Source organism: Klebsiella sp. H-Nf2 (assembly GCF_002806645.1).
Classification (GTDB): domain Bacteria; phylum Pseudomonadota; class Gammaproteobacteria; order Enterobacterales; family Enterobacteriaceae; genus Klebsiella; species Klebsiella variicola.
Genome location: NZ_PIBL01000009.1, coordinates 88,060 through 103,844, shown reverse-complemented (window position 1 = coordinate 103,844; position 15,785 = coordinate 88,060). Strand labels below are relative to the sequence as shown.

The 15,785-nt window shown below is 56.4% G+C and carries 13 protein-coding genes; 5 read left to right on the top strand and 8 right to left on the bottom strand.

Features of this window, described 5'->3' with window-relative positions; genetic code table 11:
- Nucleotides 1-11: 11 nt before the first annotated feature.
- Complete coding sequence (locus CWM58_RS19925) at nucleotides 12-1,616, bottom strand: DUF3300 domain-containing protein (RefSeq protein WP_100681608.1); 1,605 nt, start codon at nucleotides 1,614-1,616, stop codon at nucleotides 12-14.
- 429 nt (nucleotides 1,617-2,045) lie between these two features.
- Between CWM58_RS19925 and acnB the strand changes: the two genes are divergently transcribed.
- Complete coding sequence (gene acnB, locus CWM58_RS19915; RefSeq protein WP_074386855.1) at nucleotides 2,046-4,643, top strand: bifunctional aconitate hydratase 2/2-methylisocitrate dehydratase; 2,598 nt, start codon at nucleotides 2,046-2,048, stop codon at nucleotides 4,641-4,643.
- 187 nt (nucleotides 4,644-4,830) lie between these two features.
- Nucleotides 4,831-5,193, top strand: a complete 363-nt coding sequence (gene yacL / locus CWM58_RS19910; RefSeq protein ID WP_004204373.1) for a protein YacL — start codon at nucleotides 4,831-4,833, stop codon at nucleotides 5,191-5,193.
- A 148-nt stretch (nucleotides 5,194-5,341) separates the two neighbouring features.
- Here yacL and speD read toward each other — a convergent pair whose 3' ends face one another.
- The 5 genes from speD to CWM58_RS19885 all read right to left on the bottom strand — a co-directional run bounded on the left by speD (nucleotide 5,342) and on the right by CWM58_RS19885 (nucleotide 9,950).
- Complete coding sequence (speD, locus tag CWM58_RS19905; protein WP_008807406.1) at nucleotides 5,342-6,136, bottom strand: adenosylmethionine decarboxylase; 795 nt, start codon at nucleotides 6,134-6,136, stop codon at nucleotides 5,342-5,344.
- 24 nt (nucleotides 6,137-6,160) lie between these two features.
- A complete protein-coding gene (gene speE / locus CWM58_RS19900; RefSeq protein ID WP_008807405.1) occupies nucleotides 6,161-7,021 on the bottom strand; it encodes a polyamine aminopropyltransferase in 861 nt (286 codons plus the stop codon).
- A gap of 148 nt (nucleotides 7,022-7,169) precedes the next feature.
- On the bottom strand, nucleotides 7,170-8,384 hold the full coding sequence (locus CWM58_RS19895; RefSeq protein WP_165785828.1) for an FKBP-type peptidyl-prolyl cis-trans isomerase: 1,215 nt from the start codon (nucleotides 8,382-8,384) through the stop codon (nucleotides 7,170-7,172).
- A gap of 560 nt (nucleotides 8,385-8,944) precedes the next feature.
- A complete protein-coding gene (locus CWM58_RS19890; protein WP_061155738.1) occupies nucleotides 8,945-9,355 on the bottom strand; it encodes a hypothetical protein in 411 nt (136 codons plus the stop codon).
- A gap of 247 nt (nucleotides 9,356-9,602) precedes the next feature.
- Nucleotides 9,603-9,950, bottom strand: a complete 348-nt coding sequence (locus tag CWM58_RS19885; protein ID WP_002888808.1) for a YacC family pilotin-like protein — start codon at nucleotides 9,948-9,950, stop codon at nucleotides 9,603-9,605.
- A gap of 146 nt (nucleotides 9,951-10,096) precedes the next feature.
- Here CWM58_RS19885 and cueO point away from each other — a divergent pair, with 146 nt between their 5' ends.
- Nucleotides 10,097-11,698, top strand: a complete 1,602-nt coding sequence (gene cueO / locus CWM58_RS19880) for a multicopper oxidase CueO (RefSeq protein WP_100681606.1) — start codon at nucleotides 10,097-10,099, stop codon at nucleotides 11,696-11,698.
- A gap of 81 nt (nucleotides 11,699-11,779) precedes the next feature.
- Here cueO and CWM58_RS19875 read toward each other — a convergent pair whose 3' ends face one another.
- Nucleotides 11,780-14,170, bottom strand: coding sequence for a glucose/quinate/shikimate family membrane-bound PQQ-dependent dehydrogenase (locus CWM58_RS19875; RefSeq protein WP_061155736.1), 2,391 nt, complete (start codon nucleotides 14,168-14,170; stop codon nucleotides 11,780-11,782).
- A gap of 79 nt (nucleotides 14,171-14,249) precedes the next feature.
- Between CWM58_RS19875 and CWM58_RS28780 the strand changes: the two genes are divergently transcribed.
- Together CWM58_RS28780 and hpt are read left to right on the top strand one after the other, a co-directional pair.
- Nucleotides 14,250-14,369 carry a hypothetical protein gene (locus tag CWM58_RS28780; RefSeq protein ID WP_012542835.1) on the top strand — a complete coding sequence of 40 codons (120 nt, stop codon included), beginning with the start codon at nucleotides 14,250-14,252 and terminating at the stop codon, nucleotides 14,367-14,369.
- Between the two features lie 4 nt (nucleotides 14,370-14,373).
- Nucleotides 14,374-14,910, top strand: coding sequence for a hypoxanthine phosphoribosyltransferase (hpt, locus tag CWM58_RS19870; RefSeq protein ID WP_023322073.1), 537 nt, complete (start codon nucleotides 14,374-14,376; stop codon nucleotides 14,908-14,910).
- A 58-nt stretch (nucleotides 14,911-14,968) separates the two neighbouring features.
- Here hpt and can read toward each other — a convergent pair whose 3' ends face one another.
- Nucleotides 14,969-15,631: a carbonate dehydratase gene (gene can / locus CWM58_RS19865; RefSeq protein ID WP_012542834.1), complete on the bottom strand. Its 663-nt coding sequence runs from the start codon at nucleotides 15,629-15,631 to the stop codon at nucleotides 14,969-14,971.
- Nucleotides 15,632-15,785 lie beyond the last annotated feature (154 nt).

Below are 15,785 nucleotides of genomic sequence, written 5' to 3'. Positions count from 1 at the left end.
TCTGCTCATCCTCAGCGGCGGCGCAGTTCATGGTGTTCGGAAGAACGTTCTCTGGCGCCGTTGCGCTGTTCGCGGTTTACGCCGGAAAACTGGCGGCTTTGCAGTCCCCGTTCCTGCTGCGCTTGCCAGGAGGGGGCGCGGCTTTCGTTGCCGCTAAGAGCGCTGGTACGTAAATGACTAACCTGCTGCTGCCGACGCTGTTGCTGCTGAGGTGTCGGGTTCTGCTCGCGGCTTTTGACGGTTTCTCGACGCTGCTGTTGCTGCGGCGTGGGATTTTTCAACTGCGTTTTTGCCGCATCGCGACGCTGCTGCTGGGTCGGTGTGCTGTCGTAACCGCGATAGTTGCTGCGCTGGGTAGCTTGTTTTAATTGCGCCGAGGCTGCCTGACGTTGGGCATCACGCGAGGGATTGTTTGCCGCCAGGTTACCCGCTGTGGCCGCCGGCGCATTGCGCTGCTGAAGCTGGGTCATTGCCGCCTGGCGCTGGGCATCGCGATCGACCGGCGTATGCTGGGTGGCGCTCAGTCCACCGGCAACGTTGGTCTGATGGAAACGCTGGGCGACGGTATTATCGGGATAAGGCACGTTTCCGCGATAGGCAGGGTTGTGTTGCCAGTTAACGCGGTTGCCCGGCAGATTCTGCCCGGTAATGTGGTTGAAATTATTCACATTGATATTGATGTTATCGCCATTGTGCGAGTAGTCGCCGCGGTGGTAGTCGTCATCGTGATGGTGGTAGTCATCATCATCCCAGTCGATGCTGCTAAACAGCGCCCAGGTCGTGGCGACGCCGAGGCTGTAACCAAAGCCTTTGACGAAGCTGTCGGTAAACTGCTCGCCGGGAGGGGGCGGCAGGTAGACCGGCGGATAGGCGCTATTCGGCCAGGTGCCATAGACCGAGGCAGGGTTGTAGTTCGGGACATACACCACCTGCGGGTCGGTCGGTTCTATTTTAATGACCTGGGTCGGCGCGGGCGCCGCCGCGGTAGTGGTTGACGTTGATACGGTGTTGCTTTTTGCAGTAGTGGTCGGTGCAGGCGCAGCAGCGGTGACAATCACTTTCTGCTGCGGCGTGGATTTCAGCGTCCCGGTCTGCTGGGCAATGGTGCGCAGGCGCTGCACCGAGTCCATCACATCGTGTGGCTGGGCCAAAAAAGCGTTGCCGAGGTTTTCTACCCACGGCGGGTTCTCGCCCATCATCGCCAGCAGGGCTGGGAAGGCGACAAGGGATTTGACGCTGGGATCCCACGGCTGGCTGGTCACCTCCTGCACGGCCGCGTCACCTTTCAGGGTAGGATTGTCCTGGGACCACTGCACCGCCTGCATGACGTTGTCCGGATAGGTGGAGGCCATCAGCACCTGCGACAGCAAACTGTCCGGATAAAGCGCGATGGGCGCGACCCACTGATCAATCTGCGCTGGCGTATAGGTGGTGGCTGCCGGTTGTGCGGTGGCAGGTGGCGTGGCTGGGGTTGGCGCAGGTGTCGGTGCAGGCTGCGCCGTCGCTTCAGTGACCGTCTCTGGGGTACGGCTTTGCACATAGAGTGTTCCCGCCGCCGCGAGTAAGCCTGCGCTGCAGACCAGGGCGATAATATGGGGTTTGAACGGCAGTGACATAGAAGCTCCTGACCCAAAAAGTAACCCATCTCGCTTAAGTATCGGCGAAAACGGCTCGTCTGCTGAGTATATGTAAGTGGTGTGTTTTTTTTTGATTTTTGTTGGGATCGGCCCAGCAAACTCGACACCGAGAGGAATTTTTGTCGCGGGATTTGAACAGAAAGCCTGCAATATCCTGCCCTTAACGATTCAGCTAAATTTTAATGTTGCTTTTTTGTAAACAGATTAACACCTTTCAAAAATCCTGCTATGCTGCCGACGCGGTATCGGGCATTTACCCTACAAACTGCTGTCTCACAGGAGCGTGAAGAAAATCGCCCAGCCACTAAATCCTTCAAGATGCGTCAAGGCGGCAAACTGCCAATACCGAAGCAGATTGATTGAAGACGTGTAGGCCGCATTATGACAATGAGAGCGAGGAGAACCGTCGTGCTAGAAGAATACCGTAAGCACGTAGCTGAGCGTGCCGCCATGGGGATTGTTGCCAAACCCTTAGATGCAACCCAAATGGCCGCGCTGGTAGAACTGCTGAAAAACCCGCCTGCGGGCGAAGAAGAATTCCTGTTAGACCTGCTGATTAACCGTGTACCGCCGGGCGTTGACGAAGCCGCCTATGTTAAAGCTGGATTCCTTGCCGCGATCGCCAAAGGCGAAGCGACCTCCCCCCTGGTAACCCCTGAAAAAGCCATTGAACTGCTGGGCACCATGCAGGGCGGTTACAACATTCACCCGCTGATTGATGCGCTGGACGACGCGAAACTGGCGCCGATTGCCGCGAAAGCGCTGTCTCATACTCTGCTGATGTTCGATAACTTCTACGACGTAGAAGAGAAAGCAAAAGCAGGCAATGAGCATGCTAAACGGGTCATGCAATCCTGGGCTGATGCTGAGTGGTTCCTGAACCGCCCGCAGCTGGCAGAGAAAATCACCGTTACCGTCTTCAAGGTCACCGGCGAAACCAATACCGATGACCTGTCTCCGGCGCCGGATGCCTGGTCTCGCCCGGATATCCCACTGCATGCGCTGGCGATGCTGAAAAACGCCCGCGAAGGTATTGAGCCGGATCAGCCGGGTGCGGTCGGCCCGATTAAACAAATCGAAGCGCTGCAGCAGAAAGGCTACCCGCTGGCCTACGTCGGCGACGTTGTCGGTACCGGTTCTTCGCGTAAATCCGCCACCAACTCGGTGCTGTGGTTTATGGGCGACGATATCCCGAACGTGCCGAACAAGCGCGGCGGCGGCCTGTGCCTGGGCGGCAAAATTGCCCCAATCTTCTTCAATACCATGGAAGATGCGGGCGCGCTGCCTATCGAAGTGGACGTGAACAACCTGAACATGGGCGACGTGATTGACGTTTACCCGTTCAAAGGCGAAGTGCGTAACCACGAGACCAACGAACTGCTGGCCAGCTTCGAGCTGAAAACCGATGTGCTGATCGACGAAGTGCGCGCCGGTGGCCGTATTCCGCTGATCATCGGCCGCGGCCTGACCACCAAAGCGCGCGAAGCGTTGGGTCTGCCGCACAGCGATGTATTCCGTCAGGCGAAAGACGTGGCGGAAAGCAACCGCGGCTTCTCTCTGGCGCAGAAAATGGTTGGCCGCGCCTGCGGCGTTGCCGGTATCCGTCCGGGCGCCTACTGCGAGCCGAAGATGACCTCCGTCGGTTCTCAGGACACCACCGGTCCAATGACCCGTGATGAACTGAAAGACTTGGCGTGTCTGGGCTTCTCCGCTGACCTGGTGATGCAGTCCTTCTGCCATACTGCGGCTTATCCGAAGCCGGTTGACGTGACCACGCACCATACCCTGCCGGACTTCATCATGAACCGCGGCGGTGTTTCTCTGCGTCCGGGCGATGGCGTTATCCACTCCTGGCTGAACCGTATGCTGCTGCCGGATACCGTGGGTACCGGCGGTGACTCCCACACCCGTTTCCCAATCGGTATCTCCTTCCCGGCGGGCTCTGGTCTGGTGGCCTTCGCCGCTGCGACCGGCGTGATGCCGTTGGATATGCCGGAATCGGTGCTGGTGCGCTTCAAAGGGAAAATGCAGCCGGGTATCACCCTGCGCGACCTGGTTCACGCCATCCCGCTGTATGCCATCAAGCAGGGCCTGCTGACCGTTGAGAAGAAAGGTAAGAAAAACATCTTCTCTGGCCGTATCCTGGAGATCGAAGGTCTGCCGGATCTGAAAGTCGAGCAGGCATTTGAACTGACCGATGCGTCCGCTGAACGTTCTGCTGCTGGCTGTACTATCAAGCTGAACAAAGAGCCGATCGTTGAGTATCTGAACTCCAACATCGTCCTGCTGAAGTGGATGATCGCCGAAGGCTACGGCGACCGCCGTACGCTGGAACGCCGTATCCAGGGCATGGAAAAATGGCTGGCGGATCCGCAGCTGCTGGAAGCCGACGCTGACGCGGAATACGCGGCAGTGATCGATATCGATCTGGCGGATATCAAAGAGCCAATCCTGTGCGCGCCGAACGATCCGGACGATGCCCGTCTGCTGTCTGACGTGCAGGGCGAGAAGATCGACGAAGTGTTCATCGGTTCCTGCATGACCAACATCGGCCACTTCCGTGCTGCCGGTAAGCTGCTGGACAGCCACAAAGGCCAGCTGCCGACTCGCCTGTGGGTGGCGCCGCCAACCCGTATGGACGCCGCGCAGCTGACCGAAGAAGGCTACTATAGTGTGTTTGGTAAGAGCGGAGCGCGTATCGAAATCCCTGGCTGTTCCCTGTGTATGGGTAACCAGGCGCGCGTGGCCGACGGTGCAACGGTGGTTTCCACCTCTACCCGTAACTTCCCGAACCGTTTAGGTACCGGCGCTAACGTCTATCTGGCCTCTGCCGAGCTGGCAGCGGTGGCTTCTCTGCTCGGCAAACTGCCAACGCCGGAAGAGTACCAGACCTTCGTGGCGCAGGTGGATAAGACAGCGGAAGATACCTACCGTTATCTGAACTTCAACCAGCTGGATCAGTACACTGAAAAAGCTGACGGCGTGATCTTCCAGACCGCGGTGTAAAACCATTCGGTCAGCCCGGCTGACCGTTTGGCGACAAACTCCTCAATGCCCGGTGAACATTGCATCACCGGGCATTTTTATTTCCAAACCTCCTGCCCGTTACGCTTTTTTTCTTTCTGTCTGCTGCGATAATTACTGCATGGGTACAGTGCAGCGGTGACGCATTGCCCTTGCAGAGGAAAAGACTATGGACTACGAATTTCTGCGCGATATTACCGGAGTGGTAAAGGTGCGAATGTCGATGGATCACGAGGCGATTGGCCACTGGTTCAACGAAGAGGTGAAAGACAATCTTGCCCTGCTTGATGAAGTAGAGCAGGCTGCACGCACCGTGAAGGGCAGTGAACGTTCCTGGCAGCGGGCTGGCCATGAATATACGCTGTGGCTGGATGGCGAAGAGGTGATGATCCGCGCCAATCAGCTGGAATTTTCTGGCGATGAAATCGAGGAGGGGATGAGCTACTACGACGAAGAAAGCCTCTCTCTCTGCGGCGTGGAGGATTTCCTGCAGGTCGTTGCCGCTTATCGTGAATTTATGCAGCAGCGTTAATTATGCCGGGTGGCGCAAGACCGTAGCCCTGCTAAGCGTAGCGTGAGCAGGGGAAATCCCCGGGTAGCGGCTGGTGCCTTACCTGGGCGACCAGGCGGCGCAGTACCACAGGCCCGGCAAGCACAAGCGCCACCGGGCATTTCCAATATTACACGGCAGGAATATTGCGGCCGTAGTAAATCTCGCGCATCTCTTTCCACAGCAGGTCGGTAATGACCTTGCGCTCTTCGGCGGTCAACTCTTCCGGTCGGGTATGGAACATGTAGTGCTTAAGGTCAAATTCCTTGAGCAACATTTTGGTATGGAAGATATTTTCCTGATAAACGTTCACATCGACCATGTCATACAACGACTTAATGTCATCGGACATAAAGTTCTGAATCGAATTGATTTCATGATCGATAAAATGCTTCATCCCATTGATATCGCGGGTAAAGCCGCGCACGCGGTAGTCAATGGTCACAATGTCCGATTCCAGCTGGTGGATCAGATAGTTCAGCGCTTTGAGCGGTGAAATGACCCCGCAGGTAGAGACTTCGATATCGGCGCGGAAGGTGCACAGGCCGCCTTCCGGATGGCTCTCCGGGTAGGTATGCACGCAGATATGGCTCTTATCGAGATGGGCGACCACGGTTTCCGGTAGCGGACCTGGATGTTCGGTTTGGTCGATAAGCTTGGGATCGACAGGCTCTTCGCTGACCAGAATGGTCACGCTGGCACCCTGGGGTTCATAATCCTGGCGGGCGATATTCAGGATATTGGCGCCAATAATAGAACAGGTTTCTGTCAGGATCTCCGTCAGGCGATTGGCATTATAGAGTTCGTCGATATAGGCGATGTAGCCGTCGCGCTCTTCCGCCGTTTTGGCGTAACAGATATCGTAGATACAAAAACTCAGGCTTTTGGTCAGGTTGTTAAAGCCGTGCAGCTTCAATTTTTTCAATTTAGTTCACCCCCTTACTTCGCGTCACGGTGCGGACAGAGCATCATGCAGATATTGTGGTAAGGCGAAGGCCGCCGTATGAATTGCCGGATTGTAGTAACGGCAGGTCAGGTTGGCTTTGTGAAAGCGCGCCTGAATGATTTCGCTGGAGAGATGGCGCAACGCCTCGTTGTCGCTCGCCCAGGCAAAGGTCATGATCCCGCCGTAATAGGTTGGGATGGCTGCCTGGTAGAAGCTGACGTCGCGAAAATAATGGCTCAGCTTGCGATGGCTTCCGACCGCTTCGTCCTGCTGCAGGAAACAAACGCCGTTTTGCGCAACGAATACGCCCCCCGGGTTCAGGCAGCGTTTGCAGCCTTCATAAAAAGCCGAGGTGAACAGGCTTTCGCCCGGACCAATAGGGTCGGTACAGTCCGAAATGATCACGTCAAACGTTTGCGTCGTCTGGTTAACAAAATTGACGCCATCATCAATCACCAGCGTGAAGCGCGGATCGTCGTAGGCCCCGGCGCTATGGTTGGGCAGGTACTGACGGCAGAATGAGACCACCCCGGCATCGATTTCCACCATGGTGATGGTTTCGATGCTACGGTGACGAGAGACTTCGCGCAGCATCGCGCCGTCGCCGCCGCCGATGATCAGGACATGCTTCGCGTTGCCGTGGGCCAGCAGCGGCACGTGGGTCATCATTTCGTGATAGATAAACTCATCACGTTCGGTGGTTTGTACGACGCCATCCAGCGCCATCACCCGGCCAAAGGCGCGGTTGTCGAAGATGATCAAATCCTGATGATCGGTTTTTTCGTGGTACAGCACGTTATCAACGCTAAAGTACTGACCAAAATGGTCATGCAGCGTTTCATGCCACAGTGGATTATCGGCCACGGTGAGGCTCCTCTTCGTTAACATCTGTTACACCCGTAAAACGAGTGCAACATCATAGACAACTATAGATGAGGATGCACGGCGGTTATTGCAGCAATGCGGCAGGAATAACCGCCACCGCCCGGGGAGGGCGGTGAGGTGGACGAGATTATTTCGCCGGTGCGGGTTGGGTATCTACTATCCGCACGGAATAAACCATGGTGGCGCCAGGCGGGATTTTCGGTGGCAATCCTTTACTGCCATAGGCTTTTTCGGGCGGGACGACCAGCGTCAAGGATCCATGGTTCTGCAGACGTTGCAGCGGTCCGCGAAACACCGGGGGATAGGCATCCAGCTTCTGGGTGAGCGCCTGATCTTTCGCTTCCATATCGTTGATCACTGTCCCGTCCGTCAGCATCTCTTTGATTACTACGGTGACCAGATCGTTACCGCTTATTTTTCCTTTGCCTGGATAATCGATACGACTGTAGACGCCATCTTTGAAGACCACATCTTTTTTGCGCGCAAACGTCTGCTGATATTTCTTACCGGCACTGATGTTTTTCTGCTCGATTTTATTCAGGTTCTGGAAAACCTGCTGTGAGACGTCAAACAGCGCCTTGTTACGCTCTTGTTCTCCGAGACGAAGCTGGCCGCTAAAGGCATCTTCGATACCCCGTAACACCAGCCCGGCGTCGACGGTAATCCCCTGAGTGCGACGGGTGGTGAGGACGTTAAGGGCTTCTGTTCCCATCGAGGCGCCGATCGCGTAAGCCTGCTGTTCTCCGGATGCGCTGAGTTTGATGTTGGCGCTCTCGCCGCTACGCGTTTTGGACTGTACAGAAAGCTGTGTTCTCAGCAGTTGGATTTCATCTTCTTTCATCCGTAGCTGGGCGTTGTCTTTGTCCGCCTGCAGGCGGTAGGCCGCAACAACCACCGCCATCTCCGGTGGCTCATTTTTTGGCGCTGCGGCTGGATCAGGGCGGGTCGTTGGCGCTTTTTCCGCGGCGGCCAGTCGGGTGGTCAAGGACTGCTTGTCGGCGTTCAGCGCCTTGACCTGGTCGAGGGCGGCCTGCTGCGTTTTCTCCGCGGCGTCGAGCCGGATAGTCAGCGACTGCTTATCGGTGGTCAGCGCTTTGACCTGTTCGAGAGCGGACAGCTTCTCTTTTTCCGCCGCGGCCAGTCGGGTGGCCAGCGGCTGTTTGTCGGCGTTAAGGGCTTTGGCCTGGTCGAGAGCGGTCTGTTTCTCTTTTTCCGCAGCCATCAGCCGGGCGGTGAGTGACTGCTTGTCTGTGTCGAGGGCTTTGAGCTGGCCGAGCGCGGTCTGCTGTGCTTTTTCCGCGGCGGCCAGCCGGGTGGTCAGCGTTTGTTTATCCGTATTCAGCGTGGTGAGGCTGGCGCTGAGCCGTTTATTTTCCGCTTCGACGCTCTGAAGCTGCGACGTTAATTGTTGGATCTGCTTAAGTGCGGCAGCCTGGCTCTGTTGCAGAGTATTATTCTGGGCAACCGCTTCCTTTTTAATTAACGTCTCATTTTCCGCCGTGGCGGCGGTTAAGGCGAGCTGTAATTGTTTTATTTTATTATTTAACGCCGCTTGCTCATTCGCAATGGACGTTTCCGTGGCTGGCGTGGCGGTAAGCTGTTTTTTTAATTGTTGAATAGTTTTATCTTTTTGCGCGATCGTTGCCTGCTGGCTGGCGATTCTTTTTTGCAACTGTGCGTTATTGGCCGTCGTTTTTTTATTGTCCGCGTTCTGGCGAGCGCCTGACGCTTGCTTTGCTGTGGCCGCCGCGCTTTTCTCTTCTTGCGCCTGAGCTTGCTGAGTTTGCTGCTGGGCGTAATCGAGAAAAGCCGGCGTAGCACCGGCGTAGAATGAGGTTGAAAGCGCCAGCGCCGCGACGAGCATCAGCAGTGGTGCTTTAGGGGTCAGCGTGGCGGGTTTGTTCATGGCAGTTTGTTTTCACCACGCTGTACCAGGGTATCGATCAGCGTTTTCTGGATATCGGAACACAGTTTGATGGATTTAAACTGATACATGGAGTCAATGCCCAGTCGGGTGGGATCGGCCACTTTCTCGCGCACGTTGTTGTATTGTGATGCCGAACGCACCAGGGCATTGAACTCATTGCTGAGTTTAGTTGCCTGCTGTGGGTTCACCTCTTTAAGTGAATCCAGCGCCTTTCGGCAGGACTCAATACGCTCCTGTTCGCTGGCCGCTCGCTCCTGCTCAGCCTGCTGCTGTGATGTGAGCGGCGTGGTGATCGGTTTTACCTGCTGGCGAGATGAGGTATTGCTACAGCCCACTAATAAAAGTGCGGCGAGCGGGATAATACGGAGAGTCGGAGAGATATTCACAATTTCAGTCCATGAAGTAGGTATATTTTCACCGGATTCTAGAAGGGTGCTTTTTATTTTGCAATATATGAGTAATGATATTTTATTAGTTTTTTAGTCATTCATCATTATTAGGGGTTTAATTTATTTGGCGAATTGATGGGTTTGCAATTAAATAAGGTTTGTTTATATACAATAATAAATATAAATATTGAGAGGTGACAAATGAAACGGTAACAGCGCGGAGCGTGACTGTCCGCGCAGGAGATTATTTGACGTAAGCCAACAGGCTGAGCGAATCGCGGGCCAGCGCTTTGCATTTTTTCGCCGTCGGGATGTTAATACCGCTGAGATCGCGGTAGCTGTCCTCGCCAAGCGCTTTCATGTTGTAGCTGTCGTAGTTGCTCAGGTCCCACTGGTTCTGTTGGGCAAAGAACACCAGCGCGCGTCGGATCTGTGTATTGGGCAGGTTCTGGTAGCCACAGTCGTTTTTCAGAAACACAAAAACCGCGGTTAAATCAGCCATATCTTCTGCTTCTGATTCGCTGAGCGCGTAGCTGTTGGCGGAGAGAGCAAGCAGGCTGCCGAGTACCATTGTTCTGAAAAGCGTCTTCATTTTTTCTACCATTAGATCACCGACGCTTCAAATTAGCATACTTCTTTACACAGCGCCGATCTTTATTCTTACTCTTCTGCTTGACCTTCCCGTTACGGTAGGGTTTAAGCTCAAATATTCGCCCGCAGAATAAAAAGGATGTGAATATGCAACGTCGAGACTTCCTCAAACTGACCGCCGCGGTCAGCGTGGCCAGTGCATTACCGCTATGGAGCCGTGCGGTTTTTGCGGCCAGTCGCCCGGCTCTGCCGATACCGACGCTGTTGACGGCCGATGCGCGCAACCGTATCGCCCTGACGATCCAGGCGGGCAAAACGCAGTTTGGCGCTCTGCACGCCACCACCTGGGGCTATAACGGTTCGCTGCTGGGTCCTGCGCTACAGTTGACGCAGGGGAAGGCCATCACGGTGGACATTACCAACCAGCTGGCGGAAGAGACCACGCTGCACTGGCATGGTCTGGAGGTCCCGGGCGAGGTCGACGGGGGGCCGCAGGGCGTTATCGCCCCGGGCGCCACCCGTACGGTGAGCTTCACGCCGACGCAGCGGGCGGCCACCTGCTGGTTTCATCCGCATCAACACGGGACCACCGGCCGGCAGGTGGCGATGGGGCTGGCCGGCCTGGTGCTGATCGAGGATGAAGAGAGCGGACGCCTGCTGCTGCCTAAGCAATGGGGAATCGATGATGTGCCGGTGATTGTCCAGGACAAGAAGTTCACCGCCGCCGGCGAGATCGACTACCAGCTGGATGTGATGAGCGCCGCCGTCGGCTGGTTTGGCGATACGCTGCTGACCAATGGCGCTCTCTATCCCGAACATGCCGCCCCGCGCGGCTGGCTCCGTCTGCGCTTGCTAAACGGCTGTAATGCCCGTTCCCTCAATTTTGCCACCAGCGATAAGCGTCCGCTGTACGTGGTGGCCAGTGACGGCGGTCTGTTGGCCGAGCCGGTCAAGGTCGATGAATTGCCGGTATTGATGGGGGAACGCTTTGAGGTGCTGGTGGACACCAGCGACGGTAAACCTTTCGATCTGGTGACCCTGCCGGTGAGCCAGATGGGCATGGCTATTGCGCCTTTTGATAAACCGCAGCCGGTGCTGCGCGTTCAGCCACTGGTCATTCCCGCCTCCGGCAAACTGCTGGATACGCTGGCCGCGCTGCCAGCGCTACCGTCCCTGACGGGGCTGACGCAGCGTCAGCTCCAGCTGTCGATGGATCCGATGCTCGACAGGATGGGCATGCAGGCGCTGATGGAAAAGTATGGCGACCAGGCGATGGCGGGAATGGACCACGGCATGATGGGGCATGGCGGCATGGGCGACATGAGCAATATGCACCACGGTGACATGAGCAATATGAACCACGGGGCTGGTCGGGATCATGACATGTCGTCAGGCAAGGGGTTTGATTTCCATAACGCCAACCGCATCAACGGCAAAGCCTTCGACATGAATGTGCCGATGTTTGCCGCAGCCAGAGGCCAGTACGAGCGCTGGGTGATATCGGGTAAGGGCGACATGATGCTGCATCCGTTCCATATCCACGGCACCCAGTTCCGCATCCTCAGCGAGAACGGCAAACCGCCAGCCGCCCACCGCAGCGGCTGGAAAGATACCGTCCGTGTGGAAGGTGACGTCAGTGAAGTGTTAGTGAAGTTTGATCATCCAGCGCCGAAGGAGTTTGCCTATATGGCCCACTGCCACCTGCTGGAGCATGAAGACACCGGGATGATGTTGGGATTCACGGTTTAGGGCTCGGCGGCCTGCTGCCATCTTCCATGGGGAGAAGGGATAAACACAAAAAAACGGCAACTTTCGTTGCCGTTTTGCGTTTTATTTGGCGTCATCCGGGAGCGCATAGGCGACGATGTAATCGCCCATTTTGGTACCGAACGAGCCGTGACCGCCGGCAGAGATGACAACATACTGTTTGCCATTCACTTCGTAGGTCATTGGGGTGGCCTGACCGCCGGCTGGCAGACGGGCTTCCCACAGCTTCTCGCCGTTGCTCATATTGTACGCGCGCAGGTAGTTATCTGCGGTCGCACCGATGAACAGGACGTTACCGGCCGTGGAGATCGGACCGCCAAGCATCGGCATCCCCATGGTGAACGGCAGCTTAACCGGCATCGGGAACGGCAGGCTATCCTGCGGAGTACCGATACGTTTTTTCCATACCACTTCGTTGGTTTTCAGATCCAGCGCGGAGATATAGCCCCAGGCCGGCTGTTTGCACGGCAGACCGAACGGCGACAGGAACGGATTCAGAGTGACGCCGTACGGGACGCCGTACTGTGGCTGCACGCCGGACTCGGTGCCAGAGCCTTTCGCATCTTTCGGCGGCTCCATCGGGTTGCCCGGGCCGCGTGGGATCAGTTTAGAGACGAACGGCAGCGCCATCGGGTTGGCAATAGCCACCTGACGGTTCGGATCGACGGAGATACCGCCCCATTCAAACATCCCCAGGTTACCCGGGAAGACGAGAGTGCCCTGCTCAGATGGCGGGGTGAAGATACCTTCATAGCGCATCTGGTGGAAGATCACGCGGCACACCAGCTGATCGAACATGGTGGCGCCCCACATGTCCGCCCCGGTCAGATCTTTCTTCGGACGGAAGCTCAGATCGGAGAACGGCTGAGTTTTGGCGACGTAATCCCCTTTGGCAGCGCCCTGCGGAACCGGTTTTTCCGGGGCCGGGACCACCAGCTCGCCATTACGGCGATCCAGTACGAAGATGTTGCCGGTTTTCGCCGGGGCATAGACGACTGGTACGGTTTTACCATTAACCTCAATGTCCGCCAGCGTCGGCTGGGAGGGCATATCCATATCCCACAGATCGTGGTGGACGGTCTGGTAGCTCCAGGCCAGCTTACCAGTGGTGGCGTTCAGCGCCACAATCGAGCTGGCGTAACGCTCTTGCTCCGGCGTGCGGTTGCCGCCCCAGATATCCGGGGTGGTCACGCCCATCGGCAGATAGACCAGATCCAGCTTAGCGTCGTAGGCGGCAGGCGCCCAGGAGTTCGGTGAGTTGAGTGTGAAGTGATGCTCATCGCTCGGGATGGCGTTCGGATCTTTCGCGCCCGGATCGAAGGCCCACAGCAGTTTACCGGTATTCACATCAAAGCCGCGGATCACGCCAGACGGCTCGCGGGTAGAGAAGTTATCGGTGACCGCGCCAGCAATCACGATGGTCTTATCGGTGATAATCGGCGGAGAAGTGGGTTCATACATACCCGGCGTGGTGACCGGCATGTTGGTCTGCAGGTTGAGAATACCTTTATTGGCAAAGGTTTCGCACAGCTTACCGTTGTCGGCATTTACCGCGAACAGGCGGCCATCGTTCACCGGCAGGATAATGCGGCGCGGACAGTCGGCGACGACGTCAGCAGGGGCGTTATCCGCTTTGGCTTCGTGATAAGAGACGCCGCGGCAGGTGACGTGCTGGAACGACGGATCGGCGTTCAGCTGCGGGTCAAAATGCCACTTCTCTTTACCGGTGGCCGCGTCCAGCGCGAACAGACGCTGGTGGGCGGTACACAGGAAGAGCGTGTCGCCGACTTTAATCGGCGTCACTTCGTTAGTGATTTCACCCGGGTCGTTCGGTTGCTTCAGGTCGCCGGTGCGGAATACCCAGGCTTCCTTCAGGTTCTTCACGTTGTCGGCGTTAATCTGCTTCAGTGGGGAGAAGCGCTGGCCTTCCTGGTTACGACCATACGCCGGCCAGTCACCGTCGGCGACGGTGGAGATCGGCGCGGCCGGGGTGGCGTCGGCGCTCAGGGTACCGTTGACTTCCTGCGGGTCGTTAAAGCCGGCCCAGGTCAGCATGCCGCCGCTGATCAGCAGGGCGACGACCAGCGCGCCTACGGCGCCAGTGGAAGGGGAGGGCAGACGGCGCCAGACAAAGGGCAGGATCAGCCAGATACCAAAGAAGACGAGGATGTCGCTACGCGGCGTTAGCGCCCAGAAGTCGAAGCCGACTTCCCAGACGCCCCAGATCATGGTCGCCAGCAGCAGCGCGGCGTACAGCCACAGCGCAGCGCGTTTGCCGCGCAGCAGCATCACGGTCACGCCCAGCATCACCAGACCGGCGATGGGGTAGTACCAGGAGCCGCCAAGCACGACCAGCCATGCTCCGCCGATTAAAAGATAGAGGCCGCAGAACGCTGCAAATAGCGCAGTCAGCGTCACCAGGAGCCTTGATTGTTGAGACTTTGTTTCAGCCATAGAAAGTTACTCGTATGTTTGTTAATTTTTTAACTGCAATTAATTATAGGTTTTAACAAGTGTGATCGGAATCACAAATATGGCTTTATTAATCCCTGCACCGAAGATTTCTTTTTGCTGGTATACTGGATGGCTTGCCGGTCATCGTCGGGGCGAAAGCAGCGGCTTTGATGATTTATATTTAGAATCAAATGGTTAGTCTTATGAAACATACTGTAGAAGTGATGATCCCGGAAACCGAGATCAAAGCGCGCATCGCGGAACTGGGTCGTCAAATCAACGAACATTACCAGGACAGCGGCAGCGAAATGGTGCTGGTGGGGCTGCTGCGCGGCTCATTTATGTTCATGGCCGACCTGTGCCGTGAAGTGCAGGTGCCGCATGAAGTCGATTTTATGACCGCCTCCAGTTACGGCAGCGGCATGTCCACTACCCGTGATGTGAAAATCCTCAAAGATCTGGATGAAGACATCCGCGGTAAAGACGTACTGATCGTGGAAGACATCATCGACTCCGGCAATACCCTGTCTAAAGTGCGTGAGATCCTCAGCCTGCGCGAGCCGAAATCGCTGGCCATTTGTACGCTGCTGGATAAACCAAGCCGTCGTGAAGTCAACGTCCCGGTTGAGTTCGTCGGTTTCGCCATTCCGGACGAGTTCGTGGTGGGCTACGGTATCGACTACGCCCAGCGCTACCGTCATCTGCCGTATATTGGCAAAGTCACCCTGCTGGACGAGTAAGAGATATCCCACTCTGGACAGCGCGCGCCGCGCTCTCCAGGGTGGCTAAGCCTGAAGGCTATTTGTGGTTGATATGCTTGATCTTGAGGTTGGAGATCCCGTGGCGATAGCGCTGTTCGAGGGTTTCCCGGCTCACAGCGGTGACATCCAGATCGCGCAGCAGCCCGTCGTGAATGCCGTATGCCCAGCCGTGGATGGTGACCTTCTGTCCGCGCTTCCACGCCGATTGCATAATCGTCGAATGTCCCAGGTTGTATACCTGCTCCATCACGTTCAGTTCGCAAAGGGTATCCAGACGGCGCTCCTCCGGCATTTCACCCAGCAGTGAGCTGTGCTTAAACCAGATATCGCGGATATGCAGCAGCCAGTTGTCGATGAGCCCCAGCTCCGGGTTTTCCACCGCCGCCTGCACGCCGCCGCAGCCGTAGTGGCCGCAAATAATAATGTGCTCGACTTCGAGGACATCGACGGCATACTGCACCACCGACAGGCAGTTCAGGTCGGTGTGGATCACCAGATTGGCGACGTTACGATGGACAAACAGTTCGCCTGGTTCCAGGCCGGTAAGTCGCTCAGCGGGAACGCGGCTGTCAGAGCAGCCAATCCACAGAAAGCGCGGTTTCTGCGCCTGCGACAGTTTCTCAAAAAAGCCGGGGTCCTCTTCCACCAGCATTTTTGACCATAGTGCATTATTGCTGATGAGTGTATCTATATCATTCATGGACGTTATCGGCCTGTAACCAAGTAAGTGCGTTGCGCTAATATAGGGTAAGCTCACCTTTTTTAAAACCATCTTAACCCGTGATACGTCAGGCTACCGATGCGTTGGCGGCGCCAGCGCCAGTAGAACGCAAACGTGAGTCAGGCGGGTTAAT

Bases quoted from the DNA above. Each gene is read 5' to 3' on its own strand.
- cueO (WP_100681606.1), top strand. From the start codon at position 10,097: ATGCAACGTCGAGACTTCCTCAAACTGACCGCCGCGGTCAGCGTGGCC.
- CWM58_RS19925 (WP_100681608.1), bottom strand. From the start codon at position 1,616: ATGTCACTGCCGTTCAAACCCCATATTATCGCCCTGGTCTGCAGCGCA.
- yacL (WP_004204373.1), top strand. From the start codon at position 4,831: ATGGACTACGAATTTCTGCGCGATATTACCGGAGTGGTAAAGGTGCGA.
- CWM58_RS19875 (WP_061155736.1), bottom strand. From the start codon at position 14,170: ATGGCTGAAACAAAGTCTCAACAATCAAGGCTCCTGGTGACGCTGACT.
- hpt (WP_023322073.1), top strand. From the start codon at position 14,374: ATGAAACATACTGTAGAAGTGATGATCCCGGAAACCGAGATCAAAGCG.
- CWM58_RS19885 (WP_002888808.1), bottom strand. From the start codon at position 9,950: ATGAAGACGCTTTTCAGAACAATGGTACTCGGCAGCCTGCTTGCTCTC.
- can (WP_012542834.1), bottom strand. From the start codon at position 15,631: ATGAATGATATAGATACACTCATCAGCAATAATGCACTATGGTCAAAA.
- CWM58_RS28780 (WP_012542835.1), top strand. From the start codon at position 14,250: ATGGCTTTATTAATCCCTGCACCGAAGATTTCTTTTTGCTGGTATACT.